The sequence below is a fragment of the Collinsella sp. CLA-ER-H11 genome, from assembly GCF_040092445.1.
Lineage (GTDB): Bacteria > Actinomycetota > Coriobacteriia > Coriobacteriales > Coriobacteriaceae > Collinsella.
In genome coordinates, this window is the sequence record NZ_JBBNLN010000006.1 from 68,805 (window position 1) to 82,811 (window position 14,007).

General features: G+C 62.2%; 13 protein-coding genes. 12 read left to right on the forward strand and 1 reads right to left on the reverse strand.

The window, feature by feature from the left end; all coding sequences use genetic code 11:
• Window positions 1-115: 115 nt before the first annotated feature.
• Window positions 116-1,102 carry a zinc ribbon domain-containing protein gene (locus AAAX35_RS05925; RefSeq protein WP_195520975.1) on the reverse strand — a complete coding sequence of 329 codons (987 nt, stop codon included), beginning with the start codon at window positions 1,100-1,102 and terminating at the stop codon, window positions 116-118.
• 246 nt (window positions 1,103-1,348) lie between these two features.
• Here AAAX35_RS05925 and tmk point away from each other — a divergent pair, with 246 nt between their 5' ends.
• The 12 genes from tmk to AAAX35_RS05985 all read left to right on the forward strand — a co-directional run bounded on the left by tmk (window position 1,349) and on the right by AAAX35_RS05985 (window position 13,993).
• Entirely contained in the window at window positions 1,349-2,032 is a 684-nt protein-coding gene (gene tmk / locus AAAX35_RS05930; protein WP_195503296.1) for a dTMP kinase, read from the forward strand.
• A 1-nt stretch (window position 2,033) separates the two neighbouring features.
• Complete coding sequence (locus tag AAAX35_RS05935; RefSeq protein WP_349117047.1) at window positions 2,034-3,161, forward strand: DNA polymerase III subunit; 1,128 nt, start codon at window positions 2,034-2,036, stop codon at window positions 3,159-3,161.
• Complete coding sequence (gene ricT, locus AAAX35_RS05940; protein ID WP_349117049.1) at window positions 3,152-4,852, forward strand: regulatory iron-sulfur-containing complex subunit RicT; 1,701 nt, start codon at window positions 3,152-3,154, stop codon at window positions 4,850-4,852. Before AAAX35_RS05935 ends, ricT begins: the two co-directional genes overlap by 10 nt.
• A 102-nt stretch (window positions 4,853-4,954) precedes the next feature.
• Window positions 4,955-5,761, forward strand: a complete 807-nt coding sequence (locus AAAX35_RS05945; protein ID WP_349117050.1) for a double zinc ribbon domain-containing protein — start codon at window positions 4,955-4,957, stop codon at window positions 5,759-5,761.
• A gap of 10 nt (window positions 5,762-5,771) precedes the next feature.
• Window positions 5,772-6,881: a hypothetical protein gene (locus AAAX35_RS05950; protein WP_195535144.1), complete on the forward strand. Its 1,110-nt coding sequence runs from the start codon at window positions 5,772-5,774 to the stop codon at window positions 6,879-6,881.
• Window positions 6,882-7,614: 733 nt separating this feature from the next.
• A complete protein-coding gene (locus tag AAAX35_RS05955; protein WP_349117086.1) occupies window positions 7,615-8,640 on the forward strand; it encodes a transporter substrate-binding domain-containing protein in 1,026 nt (341 codons plus the stop codon).
• 317 nt (window positions 8,641-8,957) lie between these two features.
• The gene (gene raiA, locus AAAX35_RS05960) at window positions 8,958-9,542 is read left to right on the forward strand and encodes a ribosome-associated translation inhibitor RaiA (RefSeq protein ID WP_035137685.1); all 585 of its coding nucleotides are present in this window, start codon (window positions 8,958-8,960) and stop codon (window positions 9,540-9,542) included.
• Between the two features lie 79 nt (window positions 9,543-9,621).
• Window positions 9,622-10,575 carry a DegV family protein gene (locus tag AAAX35_RS05965; RefSeq protein WP_195240960.1) on the forward strand — a complete coding sequence of 318 codons (954 nt, stop codon included), beginning with the start codon at window positions 9,622-9,624 and terminating at the stop codon, window positions 10,573-10,575.
• A 98-nt stretch (window positions 10,576-10,673) separates the two neighbouring features.
• Window positions 10,674-11,753 (forward strand): NAD(P)-binding domain-containing protein, encoded by a 1,080-nt coding sequence (locus AAAX35_RS05970; protein ID WP_349117051.1) that lies wholly within the window; start codon window positions 10,674-10,676, stop codon window positions 11,751-11,753.
• A 5-nt stretch (window positions 11,754-11,758) separates the two neighbouring features.
• Window positions 11,759-12,187, forward strand: coding sequence for a hypothetical protein (locus AAAX35_RS05975; protein ID WP_349117052.1), 429 nt, complete (start codon window positions 11,759-11,761; stop codon window positions 12,185-12,187).
• Window positions 12,188-12,202: 15 nt separating this feature from the next.
• Complete coding sequence (locus AAAX35_RS05980; RefSeq protein WP_006236252.1) at window positions 12,203-12,901, forward strand: hypothetical protein; 699 nt, start codon at window positions 12,203-12,205, stop codon at window positions 12,899-12,901.
• A 6-nt stretch (window positions 12,902-12,907) separates the two neighbouring features.
• The gene (locus AAAX35_RS05985) at window positions 12,908-13,993 is read left to right on the forward strand and encodes an isocitrate/isopropylmalate family dehydrogenase (RefSeq protein WP_349117053.1); all 1,086 of its coding nucleotides are present in this window, start codon (window positions 12,908-12,910) and stop codon (window positions 13,991-13,993) included.
• Window positions 13,994-14,007 lie beyond the last annotated feature (14 nt).

The following is a 14,007-nucleotide window of genomic DNA, read 5'->3' on the forward strand; positions in this document are numbered from 1 at the left end:
GTCGAAACATTGCCGAAAACAAAAACGAGCGAGGACCCCGCGATCCTCGCTCGTTTTCTAGGCAGTCATTGGGGACGTTCTTTAATGAGTAGTCGTTTGAGAACGTCGCATGCGACTAGTTCACTTCGACGGGTTTGGCGCCGGGATAGCGCTCCTCAAAGTCTAGACGGTACTTATTGTCATTGGTGCCCGCCACGTTGTCGCGCGACAGTGGCGTCACGATCTCATTCTTGTGGTCCGCAGGCTTGGCGTATTTCAGGCTGATCTCCCAGGCATCACAGATTGCGTCAATGCGGTGATCCAGGTCGTCGTACAGGGCAACGATGTCTTTCCAGGAGCTGTAGTTCTTGGAGCTCGTCGGGACGTCTAGGTCCTCGACGATGTCGTAATACTGCTCGATGGTGTCCTCCGTGCGCTCGGCGACGTCGGCGAGATTTTGACGGGTGGTTCGATCCTCTTCCAGATAGCTGCCGTTGAAGTTCTGCGCGCAGCCACGGACGTAGTTGTCGAGGTCTTCGAGCAAGTCGTAGTATTCGCTCAGTCGGCGGTAGAGATTCTGCTCGGAGAGCGTTGCTTCGCCGCCATCCTCGTCGTCGTCATCGTCATCATCGTCGTACAGGCTGTTGGGATCGCCGAGAGGCTTTAGGTCATCGTCGTCGACGTCATGGTGCAGCTTAGCTACCTCGGCAGTCGTCTGCGTGGCGGCGTTGTCGAAAGGCTTGATCACAAAGAAAACGACCAGGGCGATGATGATCGCCACCAGCACAACGATAACGGCGATAAGCGGCCCGGTGCCGCTCTTTTTGGGAGCGGGGGTCTGTGACGAAGCGGGCGCGTATGCGGGAGCCGGCTGCTGTTGGGGCGAGCCGCTCGCGACGGGTATGCGCTGCGTGGTCTCGACGGCTGCGGGGCCTGCGGCGGGGTCGGGGCGATAGGCGAGGGGGTCGTCCGCCTTGGCTTGCGGCGTATCGAGGGAACCGGTCTGCTCAAAAGCGGGCTGGCTATCGCTTGCGGTTGTTTGCTCAACGGGTGCACCGCACGAGGTGCAGAACTTGGCATTATCTGCAAGAAGCTTGCCGCACGAGGCGCAATACCGAGACATTGCCACTCCTTTCGCCACATTTCAATGCAATACGACGATTATACCCAGCGTCCAAAATTCCCCATCATAAGTTGCGGTGAAATAGGGACTGTTTGGCGGTCTCAGAGCTTCAATCAGTCCCTATTTCACCGCAACTTCGGGGATGCCTCGATGGCTAGGTTGGATTTGGGACGCGCCGAGCACTGGGGTATCATGGCTTGGTTGATATATCTGCATTTACGCGCCTTGTAGGAAGGGGCTGCGCCCATGGCTTTTGAGCCCGCTCAACATAGCTTCATTACGCTCGAGGGTGTCGATGGCGCCGGTAAATCTACGCAGGCGCGCCTGCTTGCCCGTGCGCTCGACCTTGCCGGCTACCAGGTTGTGACCCTGCGCGAGCCGGGCGGTACCGCCATCAGCGAAAAGATCCGTGCTCTGCTGCTCGACCCCGCCAATACGGCGATGGGCGACACCTGCGAGTTGTTGCTCTACGAGGCCGCGCGCGCCCAGTTGGTGCACGAGGTCATCGCGCCTGCCCTTGCTGCCGGCAAGGTGGTCCTGTGCGACCGCTTCTACGATTCCACAACTTGCTATCAGGCGTTTGCCGATGGCCTCGATCGCCAGATAGTACGCGATGCCAACAACCTGGCCGTCGCGGGGACGCACCCGGCGCTCACGCTCGTCTATCACATCACGCCCGAGCAGGCGGCGCTGCGCATGGCAGCCCGTGGCGCGGCAGATCGCATGGAGGCTAAGGGCATGGCCTTCCAAGAGCGTGTCTACCAGGGATTTTGCGCCATCGCCGCCGAGGAACCAAACCGCGTAAAGCTCATCGACGCGACCGCGTCCATCGAGGACGTCTTCGCGCGGACGGTCGAGCAGGTTCGCGTCTACGGCCTCGACATTTCCCAGGACGCCGTCACCGCCGCGCTTGCCCAGGAGGCCGAGTAACATGGCCCCCGCTCAGACAAGCCTGCTGGCCAAGCTTGACACCCAAGAGCGCGTGCGCGACTTTTTGACCAATGCCGTCGCCAGCGGTCGCGCATCGCACGCCTACCTGTTTTTGGGCGCGCCCGGCGCGGGCAAGCTCGACGCCGCGTGGGCGCTCGCCCAAGCCTTCCTGTGCGAGCAGGATGGCTGCGGCTCATGCGATAGCTGCGTGCGCGTCGCCCGCCATACGCACCCCGACGTGCACTATTACACGCCCGAGAGCGCCACGGGCTACCTCATCGCCCAGACGCGCGAGCTACTCGACGACGTACCCCTGGCGCCCATCCGCGCCAAGGCCAAGGTCTACATCATTGACCGTGCCGAGCAGCTGCGCGCCAACACCGCCAACGCACTGCTCAAAACACTCGAGGAGCCGCCCGAGGGCGTTATGTTTATCTTGCTGGGCACCTCGGCAGACGTGATGTTGCCCACCATCGTGAGCCGCTGCCAGTGCGTGCCGTTTCGGCTGGTGTCGCCCGCCGTCGCCGCTCAGGCCGTGAGCCGCGCCACCGGTCAGGACCCTGCGCGTTGCCGCATGGCCGTCGCCGTAGCGGGAAGCCCCACGCGTGGCATCGAGTTCCTCAAGAGCGCCGAGCGCCAGGACGCCCGCCGTCAGATGGTTCGTGCCATCGATTCGCTCATTGCCGCCGACGAGGCCGACGTGCTCAGCCGTGCCAAGTCACTCATCGTCGCCGTTAAGGCGCCGTTAGCCGAGGTCAAGTCCACGCAGGAAAAGGTGCTCGAGCAAAACGCCGACTACCTGTCGCGTGGAGCATTGAAGCAGCTTGAGGACCGCAACAAGCGCGAACTCAACGCGCGCGAGCGTTCGGGTATCATGGAAGCGCTGGCGAGCGCGCGGACGCTCATGCGCGACGTGCTGCTGACGCTTCAGGACGAGGCGGCCGACGTGGTGAACGAAGACGTGCGCGACACGATCGGTCGGCTTGCCGCCGCGACGAATGTTGCGGGCGCCACGCGGGCGCTCGAGGCAGTCGCAACCGCCGAACGCAACATCGCCAGAAACGTTACTCCCCAGCTGGCCATCGAGGTCATGCTGTTCGATATCAGGAAGGCACTGAAATGCCGTTAGTCGTACCCGTTAAGTTTACCTACGCCTCGCGCGACCTGTGGTTCGATCCGCAGGATTTGGATATCCTCGAGGCCGATTATGCCATTTGCTCCACCGAGCGCGGAACCGAGATTGGCCTGGTCACGGCCGATCCCTTTGAGGTGCCGCAAGACGAGATCGGTCAGCCGCTCAAGCCCGTGCTGCGCGTGGCGAGCGACATCGACCTCCAGCTTGCCGACGACCTGGCCATCCAGGGCGACGAGGCCATGGTCGACTTCCGCCGCCTGGTCAAGGAGCTCGACCTCGAGATGAAGCCGGTGGGCGTCGAGTACCTGTTTGGCGGCGAGAAGGCCGTGTTCTACTTTGCGGCCGAGGAGCGCGTCGATTTTCGCCAGCTTGTCAAGGATCTGTCCTCGACGCTGCACATTCGCGTCGACATGCGCCAGATCGGCGTGCGCGACGAGACCCGCCTGGTGGGCGGCTATGCCCAGTGCGGACAGGAACTCTGCTGCACGCGCTTTGGCGGACAGTTTGAGCCCGTCTCGATTCGCATGGCAAAAGAGCAAGACCTGCCGCTCAATTCCTCCAAGATCAGCGGCGTGTGCGGTCGTCTGATGTGCTGCCTGCGCTACGAGTTCGAGGCCTACAAGGACTTTAAGAGCCGTGCGCCCAAAAAGAAGACGCTCATCGATACGCCGCTTGGCAAGGCGCGTATCCAGGAGTATGACACGCCGCGTGAGCAGCTGGTGCTGCGCCTGGAGAACGGCAAAGTCTTTAAGGTCAACCTAGCCGATATGACGTGCTCGGAGGGCTGCAAAAAGAAGGCCGCCGAGCAGGGCTGCAACTGCCGCCCCGACTGCGTGACGCGCGACGTGCTCGAGCGCATCGAGTCGCCCGAGATGCGCCTGGCGCTCATGGAGCTCGATCGCGAAAACGGCGTCGATGTGGGCGATGGCCTGTCGAGTGCCGACCGTCTGGCCGGCACGTCGATGCCCAAGCGCCGTCGTCGCGATGCTGAATCCGATGCTCGCGCCGGTCAGGGTCAGGGCGAGGGCCGTGGCCGCGGAAAAGGCCGCGGTAAGGCCGAGACACCCGAGGCCGAGGGGGCGGCCGATGGCCGTCGCCGTCGCAAGCGCGCGGGCTCGGGCGATGCTACCGAGGTTGCAGCCGCGGGCAAGAACGCCTCTCGCGAGCGCGAGGTTCAGCAGCCCCAGCAGCAGAATCGCGGCGGTGGCATGAACCCCACACGTCGTCGCCGCCGTCATCTGTCGAGCGAGGAGCGCGAGGACGCCTTTCGCGCCGCAGCTGCTCGCGAGGCTGGTGCCGCTTCCAAGGGCCCCTCGGCTTCCGATGCGCCTGCCGACAAGGGCGGCAAGTCACGTGGCGAGGAGGAGCGCGCGCCGCGTCCGCGCCGTCGCCATTCCTCGGGCACGCAGCAGAAGCCTTCAGTGCCCTCTGTGGCCGATCAGGTCTCGGATGGCGAGGTCAAGGTCACGCGCCGTCGTCCCGGAGATGGCGGGGGAGCGGCTGCCAAGGCTTCGCGTGGCGCCGCTCGCGACGAGCGCGAGCCGCGCGAGGATCGCGGTGGCGAGGGCTCGGCCGACCAGGGTCAAAAGCGCCGTCGCCGTCGCCGTTCCCGCAAGCCGCGCCAGGATGGTGGCGAGGGCCCGACCCCGTCTTCGTCCGCACCACAACCGCCCGCCGGCGAATAACGCCCGCGAGCGGATTTAGCCCGCCTTGCCCCGAGCGCATCGGGGTATCATAGCGCCGAATCAACAACCCTCCCTGCGACCGAACGTAGGGAGGGTTGTGTCTTGAAGAGCCATCTGAACATATTGAGCCGTCTGCAGGGCGCCGGCGCCCTACCGTTTGCGGACGAATTGCTACCGTTTGCCGAGTGGGTGGCACGCGAGGCGCTCGAGGCATTGTCGCCAACACGATGTGCCGGCTGCGAGCGCGCCGGTGCGCTTATTTGCCAAGACTGCCTGACCGCGCTCACGCTCATCGACCCACGTCATAGCTGCACCCGATGCGGCGCCCCGTTTGGGGATTTGCTGTGCACTGAGTGTTCGGTCGAGGGCACGTCCTCGGCAATGGCGGAGGCACTCGACCGCTGCCTGGCGTGCGCTGTCTATGCGCATCCACTGCCGCGCATCATTAAAGCGTACAAGGACGCGGGCGAGCGACGTCTGGCTCCGTATCTGGCGGAGCTGGTCTACGACACCGCCCTGCATGCCCAGGTCGTAGCGCCCGATCGCTATGGAGGTGTGCTGTCCGGCGCGGATGCGGTGGTGTTTGTGCCTGCGACGGCGGCAGCGTTTCGGCGGCGTGGTTTTGATCATATGGAGGCTATTGCGCGCCCATTTTGCGAGCTGTCGGGTGTTCCCCTGCTCGATGCTCTCGTCAAGTACGGGCATGGCGACCAGCGTGAACTCGGTCGTGAGGAGCGCCGCGAGCGTGCCCAAGGCATGTACGAGACGGTTGAGGACGTGCACGGCCGCCACCTGCTGCTTATCGATGACGTTATCACCACGGGTGCGACGATGGCAGCGGCTTCGGCGGAACTCAAGCGCGCCGGTGCCACGGCCGTTGATGGCCTCACTATCGCACGCGTTTGGTAGGGGTGGTTTTGTGGCAGTAAAGATTGAGCGGCGCAACGAGCCGACAGGCGAACAGCTAGCGGCTTCCATAATTCTGACCGGCGCCTCGGCGCTGCGCATGATGCGCGCCGAGCGCCGGCAGATGGGCTATATCAGCTGGAAGGACCTTAATCCCGATGAAGAGCGCCGTGTGCTGCGCACATCGTCGCCCTCGACCGAGGACATCTATCTTCCCGATTTGGTGCGGATTGGGGCCGCAAGCGGCGAGGTGCAAGAGGATTTGTGCTTGCTGGTAGGGTCTGCAGCGCAGCGCCGCCGTATTCTTGGCGTGAGCTGGTCCGTATGCTCCGAGTTGCCCGCCGGCTCGATTCTAGAGGTGGAACCGGGGGTGTACAGTCTATCTCCCGAGGCCCTTTGCGTAGCCGTCGCGCGCGAGGTCGGCTGCATCCAGGCATTTGCCCTGGCCCAGGAGCTGTGCTCTAAGATTTCACTGAGTGACCGCGGGAAGTATCTGCCTCCCTACACCTCGCCTGTCGTGAACAAATTGGCAAAGGACAAAGACCAGCCGCCAGATGTCGGTTACTTTGAGGTCGAGTCCGTGCTGACACCCGATTGCCTGGTAGATTACCTCGCGGCATGCAAGGGGAGCGCGGCCAAGCAGCTGCGGCGGCTGTGTCCCTATCTGTCGGAAAACCTGCGTTCACCCATGGAGTGCATCATGCTTGCCATGTTTTCGCTTCCGTTTTCCTATGGCGGATTTGCCTGTGGTCCCTTTAAGACCGACTACAAGATCGAGTTCAACGACCGTGCACAGGCGATCTCGGGGATGCCGCATGCGGTTTGCGATGCCTTTCAGGAAGCAGCCCGGTTTGACTTGGAATACAACGGTGAGCTGGGCCATTCCTCTCGGAGGGGACGTATCCATGATGAAAAGCGCAACACGGGCTTGATTACTATGGGAATCGAGGTCGCGACGGTCAACAACGAAATGCTCTGTGACATGGAAGCGATGGAAGCACTCGCATGGCGCATCCACCAGCGTATGGGTAAGCGATATCAGAATCGCGTAGAGGCTCGTCGAAAGAGGCAAGATGCTCTGCTGAATACGCTCCGAGCGTGCTTTGGGCTCAAACCAGCGTAAAACTATGGCTTTATAGGGGGTCTGTTTATATGCTCTGTGCAAAAAAAGGCAAATATGAGTACTGTTACTAGATTAGTGACAGCAAAAACAAAGAAACTTGGGCCGATAATCTGGATTCAGCGAAGAGATAATAAACGAATGTGGAATATCTTGGCGCCAAGCAGGCTGTGCGGAACTCAAAAAGGGCTCGTGAGGCGGTAATACGCTGCTACTAAATTGGTAACAGTACTCATATTTGCCGTTTTTTGCACACGGCACCCTGAGACGGGTGCCCCGGAGCTCCCCGTAGGGAAGCTCCGGGCTTCATAGGGGCACGAATGGTCCGCTCCGACCCGCAAAATCTGTACTCGCGATGCGAATGACGCCCCTAACCTTAAACTTTAGCTTGAACTTAGCTATAATGCGCTTCGTTCCTACCAGGCTGTGGTTGCGGACGGACGAAATGCCCGTCCTAGTCCAAGACAGACGCGGTCAAAGGGATCCACGTAAGCGACCGCGTGCGCGCGGCGCGATCATGGCGCGTCCTAGATGTAAGCCGCACCGTCCGTTCTACTTTCTTTGGGGCAATACCGCCTCGCGGGCGAGCGGGTCAGTCGTGAAGGTGGCTGCGGCCTCCCGAGCAAACACCCCGGTGCGCAAGTGTGGGGTCAAATACCAGGTCAGCTGGTGGGAACAACCTGATATTCCGCGCAACGCACGGATTGTATACGACACAGAAGGCAGGGTAGTGGACATGGTGAGGGGCAGCTTGATGCACGCGGCTCGGTTAGGTGCTGGGACCGCAGCGGTCATCGCCGTTTTGGGCCTGAGCGGATGCGCGTTCAACCCGCTGTCTACGTTCACGACTCCCACGATCGACCAGATCGAGTACGAGACCGTCACGCCGGCGGTGTCGGACGATGCCCTGGTCACTTCCGGAACCCTGACGGTCGCCCTCGATACTTCCGATGCGCCGCAGGCCATGCAGGACGCCGACGGCGAGCTCACGGGGTATGCGGTTGACGCCGCCCGCGCCCTCGCAAGCCGCATGGGCCTTAAGGTCGCCTTTGTCGATGCGTCTTCGGCAGATTCCGCGCTCGGCGACAAAAAGGCCGATATCTTTATCGGCGAGATTAACTCCACGGACGGGGACATTAGCTCGCTCGGCACCTGCCTGTACGATGCCACTTCCGTGTTCGGTAAAACTAGCGATGGTGGGTCGCTAAGCGTTTCCACCGATACCCTTAACGCGTCTACTCTGGGTGTCCAAATGTCCTCGGCCTCGCAGGAGGCGCTTGCTAAGCAGAGCATCACCGCCAATCAAAAGACCTACTCCAACATCAACGAGTGCTTTGAGGCGCTTGAGTCCGGCGAGGTCGACTATGTGATCTGCGACTCCACGGCCGGCGGCTACCTTGCACGCCTGATGAGCGAGGTCTCCTATGTCGGTTCGCTCGAGGCGCCCTCGACGCTTGGTGTTGCGGGCCTCTCGTCCAATGACGAACTGTGCCGTGCCGTGAGCGATGCCCTCGACGGCATCACGGTCGACGGTACGCTCGAGGCAGTCCACTGCGTCTGGTATGGCACGATGCCCTACGACCTCACCACTAAGACGGTTTCGGGCGCTAACGTGCAACCGGGCGACTCTGAGTCCAGTGAGACCACGTCCTCCGGCAGCGAGTCCTCCGATTCCAACAATGAGACCGCATCCTCCGAGGACAAATCGTTCAGCCAGGAAGGCACCATCACCGACGACGACATTAACAAACTCAATAGCTAGTTATTGCTAGGGGTGGTGTCTCCTATACGTTGGAAAGGACACCTTTTCACGGTTTCAACACGCACTGCCGGGCTTCTCCAATAGGGGAGTCCGGCTTTTTCATCCCTATAAAACCAGCAGGTCAAAGCTAATTTTCGGGACCAAATACAAATCTGTCGGCTCCCTCCTATAGCGCACTTTGCCACAGAAAAGTGCGAGACTTCGGTATGCGGTATCAAGCAATCGTTATTCGGGTCTTTAGGAATCCGCGTGATTAAATACACGGCAATGGGTACATAGCCAGTACGGTAAGTCCCCGAGGCAGATTGGAGCCACGTATGGATATCAAGGTTTCTGGACGCAAGACGACGGTAACCGATGCTCTGCGTGCGCATGTGGATGAGAAGATCGGCGAGGCGCTCAAGGTTTTCGATATCGAGCCCATGACGGTCGACGTTGTACTTCGCTATGAGAAGAACCCCTCGAACCCCAACCCGGCAATCGTCGAGGTCACGGTTCGTGCCCGCGGTTCGGTGATTCGCGTTGCCGAGCACGGTGCAGATATGTACGCCGCCATCGACCTCTCCGCCGATAAGGTCACCCGCCAGCTGCGCAAGTTCAAGACCAAGGTCGTGGACAACCGCCAGGGCGGTGCCAGCGCCGCGGATGTCGCGCCGGTCGAGCGCGTCGAGGATCTGGCCGACCTGCTGCTGCCCGAGGAGGAGGACGACCTGCTCGTCCGCGAGAAGGTTATCGACGTCACCCCGATGACTGAGGAGCAGGCGCTGGTGCAGACCGATCTGCTCGGCCACGACTTCTACGTGTTCGAGAACGCGACGACCGGCCTTATCAATGTGGTGTATCACCGTAAGAATGGTGGATATGGCATCATCAAGCCCCGCATCGAAACACTTGACGAGTAAAATACGTTAACTTGCATGAGTTAACGGTTGGCGGCCATCCCATGCGGGTGGCCGCCTTTTTACGTAAGGAGTCGCTTTGATGGACAAGGCCGCATCTACCGGTCATTCGGACCGTTGCCGCATCGTCGTCGATACCTGCTGCGACTTTAGCCCCGAGGTCGCCGCGAACCTCGATGTCGATATCCTGGGTTTCCCCTTCATTATCGATGGCGAGGAGCGCACGGATGACATCTGGTCGAGCATCACGCCCAAGGAGTTTTACGACCGCATGCGCGCTGGTGCCCGCGTGTCCACCTCGGCTGTGTCGCTCGGTCGCTATATCGAGTTCTTTACCGAGTGCGCCAAAGAGGGCACGCCCACGGTCTACCTGTGCTTTACCTCGGCGCTGTCGTCGAGCTACAACTCCGCGTGCCAGGCGGCAGATGCCGTGCGCGCCGAGTATCCCGATTTTGAGCTGTACGTGGTCGACAACGCTCTGCCCTGCGCGACCGGCGCGCTCTTGGCGCTCGAGGCCGTGCGCCAGCGTTCGGCGGGACTGACCGCCAAGCAGCTGGTCGATTGGGCAAACGAGGCAAAGACCTACGTCCACGGCTACTTTACGCTCGAGAGCTTCGACGCACTGGCTGCCGGCGGCCGCATTCCGCCCGCGGCGGCGCAGCTCACGGCAAAGCTCGACGTCAAGCCCGAGCTCTCCTACGACCTGGCCGGCTCGCTGTCGCTGATCGGCGTCAACCGCGGCCGCAAGAAGGCGCTCAAGTCCATCCTCAAGTCGTTCCGCGAGAACTACGTGCCCGATCGCACCATGCCCATCGCCATCATGACGGCCGATGCCGAAAAGGATGGTGACTGGCTCGAAGCCGCCATCCGCAAGGAGGAGGGTTGCGCCGACGTCACGATCATTCGCGGCTCCGTGGGTCCCACCGTCGGCTCGCACGTGGGCCCCGGCATGGTGGGCTGCGCGTTTTGGGGTAAGAACCGCGCCGACAAGGCGTCGCTTTCCGACCGTATCGCCCGCCGCGTGCGCGGTCAGTAGGCAAGCGCTGCGTCCGTAATCGCCCTCGACTCACAGCCCAAACGCTGGCACCGAGTATTCAACCTGGTAACAACACCCAACCCAAAAGGAAAGGTTTCATGGCAAACAAGCTCTCCGTCGCATTCATTGGCACCGGAATCATGGGTGCCCCTATCGCCGGCCACATCCTGGATGCCGGCTATCCCGTCACGGTCAACAACCGCACCAAGTCCAAGGCCGCCGCGCTTATCGAGCGCGGCGCTGTCTGGGCCGATACGCCGGCAGATGCCGCGGCTAACGCCGATGTCGTCTTTACCATGGTGGGCTATCCTTCCGAGGTCGAGGAACTCTACCTGGCGGGCGACGGCCTGCTCGCGTGCACCAAGCCGGGCGCGGTCTTGATCGACCTCACCACGAGCTCGCCCGAGCTCGCCCGTGACATTGCCGAGGCCGCCCAGGTTTCTGGTCGCATGGCGTTTGACTGCCCCGTCACCGGCGGCGAGTCGGGTGCTATCGCCGGCACGCTCACGGCTATCGTGGGCGCTACCGAGAACGACGTCGCGCCGGTCCGCGACATCCTTGCCACCTTTGCGGCCAACATCTGCTGCTTCGACGGCGCCGGCAAGGGCCAGGCTGCCAAGCTCGCCAATCAGGTGTCGCTGGGCGCCTGCATGGTCGGCATGGCAGACGCCATGGCATTTGCCGAGCTGAGCGGCCTTGACCTGGAGAAGACCCGCCAGATGATCCTGGGCGGCACCGGCAAGTCCGGCGCCATGGAGAGCCTGGCTCCCAAGGCGCTCGACGGCGACTACAAGCCCGGCTTTATGGTTGAGCACTTCATCAAGGACCTGCGCCTGGCGCTCGCTTACGCCGACGATCGCGAGCTCGCGCTGCCCGGTGCCGACGTGGCCTTTACGCTCTACGACATGCTCGACGCCATCGGTGGCGCCAAGCTGGGCACCCAGGCCATCACGGTGCTCTACAAGGAGGAAGCCGACGCCATTGCCGCCGGTCTGGACTGGTCGCAGTATCGTCCCGAGGAGCACGGTGCTCACGAGGACGGCTGCGGTTGCGGTGAGCATGGCGACGACCACGAGTGCGGTTGTGGCCACCACCATGGCGAGGACCACGAGTGCTGCGGCGGCCACGGCCATGATGACGGCCACGAGTGCTGCTGCGGCCATCATCACGAGGAGTAGCGCCCATGAGCTGGACGTTCGTGGTGCTCGCGCTGGTGCTCTTTATCTTTGCGATTTACATCGGCTTTTTGTGCGGCCAGTGGGCGTGCGAAAAGCGCGTCATCACCAAGCGCGACTACTGGATCGCCAATTTTGCAGGTGCGGCGGCAGTCGTCCTGCTAACCTGGGTGTTTTCGCTGTTCCCGCTGGTGCAGTTTGCGCCGATCGGCTGGCTCGGCGGCTTTATCGCCGGGCTTAAGATGAGTTTTGGCGAGTCCGTCGGCCCGTGGCGCAAGCACGACGAGGTCTTTAACGTCAACAAGGCTCACCGCGCCGCCGCCGATGCGGGCGACGCCGAGGAACGTCGCCGTGCGCGTCACGATGGCGCGGCCGACCGACAGCTCATCTCGGTCACCGATGACAGCAAGGGTGCTGGCAAGCACGCTAAGAAATAGTAAGAAGAGGTAACTATGGCAGAAAACAAGGAAGAACAGCTCACCGACGAGGAGCTGGCACAGCTTCAGCTGGCAGAGGAGAACGAGAACGCCGTCGACCGCCTGGTCAAGGAGCTCGGCTGCCCCACGCGCCGCATCCGTCAGTTTGCCGCCCGCGTGCTGCACCTGCTTGCCGAGCGCGATCCGCAGCGCGTCGTGCCTTGCGTGCCCGCGCTAATCGAGGCGCTCGATCGTCCCGAGGCTCAGACCCGCTGGGAGGCCCTCGATGCCCTGGCGGCGCTCGCCACCACCTGCCCCGAGCAGCTGGGCGATGCCTTTGAGGGCGCCGAGACCGCGCTGTTCGACGAGATTTCGTCCACGCTGCGCTATGCCGCCTTCCGCCTGCTGTGCGTGTGGGGTGCCACGAGCGTCGAGCGTTCGCGCGAGGCTTGGCCCATCCTAGACGAGGCTATCCAGTGCTACCACGGCGACCTCGAGTATCGCGACATGCTCGGTTGCCTGTATGAGTTTGGCCAGGGCGAGATCGACGCCGAGGTCGCCGAGAAGCTTGCGCTGCGCCTTAAGTTCGATGCCGAGAACGGCAAGGGCAGCTATCTCAAGGCCCGTTCGAGCGAGATTTGCGAAATGCTTGTTAAACGTTTTGGCCTGGATCTCTCCAAAAAGAAGAAGCGTGCTAGCGTTAAAAAATCTGACGACGCCGAAGACGAGGAGTAACAGATTATGGCGCACGATGTAGTCCTGATTCCCGGTGACGGTATCGGTCCCGAGATTACGCAGGCCATGCGCCGCGTGGTCGAGGCCACCGGTGTCCAGATCAACTGGAACGTCCAGGAGGCCGGCGCCGGCGTCATGGACGAGTTTGGCACGCCGCTGCCCCAGCATGTGCTCGATGCGGTCGCCGAGACCAAGGCTGCCATCAAGGGCCCCATCACCACGCCGGTCGGCACGGGCTTCCGCAGCGTTAACGTCGCCCTGCGCAAGCATTTCGACCTGTACGCCTGCGTGCGCCCCTGCCTGTCGCAGCCGGGCGACGGCTCGCGCTTCCGCGACGTTGACCTGGTCATCGTGCGCGAGAACACCGAGGACCTCTACGCCGGCATCGAGTTCGATGAGGGCGCTGCCGAGGTCGAGGAGCTCTCGCAGCTTGTCGAGCGCTCGGGTCAGAAGACCTTCGCCGCCGATTCCGCCATCTCGATCAAGCCGATCTCCATCGCCAAGAGCCGCCGCATTGTGGAGTACGCCTTTGAGTATGCCCGCCGCTGCGGACGCAAAAAGGTGACGGCCGTGCATAAGGCCAACATCATGAAGGCGACCGATGGCCTGTTCCTGCGCGTTGCGCGCGAGGTGGCCGCCAACTATCCCGATATCGAGTTCAACGACAAGATTGTCGACGCCACCTGCATGGGCCTGGTCCAGAACCCCAACGACTTCGATGTCCTGGTGCTGCCCAACCTGTACGGCGACATCGTCAGCGACCTGTGCGCTGGCCTGGTGGGCGGCTTAGGGATGGCCCCCGGCTCCAACATCGGTGCCGACTGCGCAATCTTTGAGGCGACGCACGGCTCCGCGCCCGATATCGCTGGCCAGGATATCGCCAACCCCACGGCCGAGATCCTCTCTGCTGCGATGATGCTCGATCACCTGGGCGAGAACGACGCGGCCAATCGCATTCGTGCCGCCGTATCTGCCACGCTTGACGAGGGCGAGCAGGTCACCGGTGACGTGCGTCGTGCCCAGACCGGCTCCGTTGAGGGCGCTGTGGGCACGCAGGCCTTTGCCGATGCCGTTATCGCGCACCTGGCCTAAGACATGCACACTGC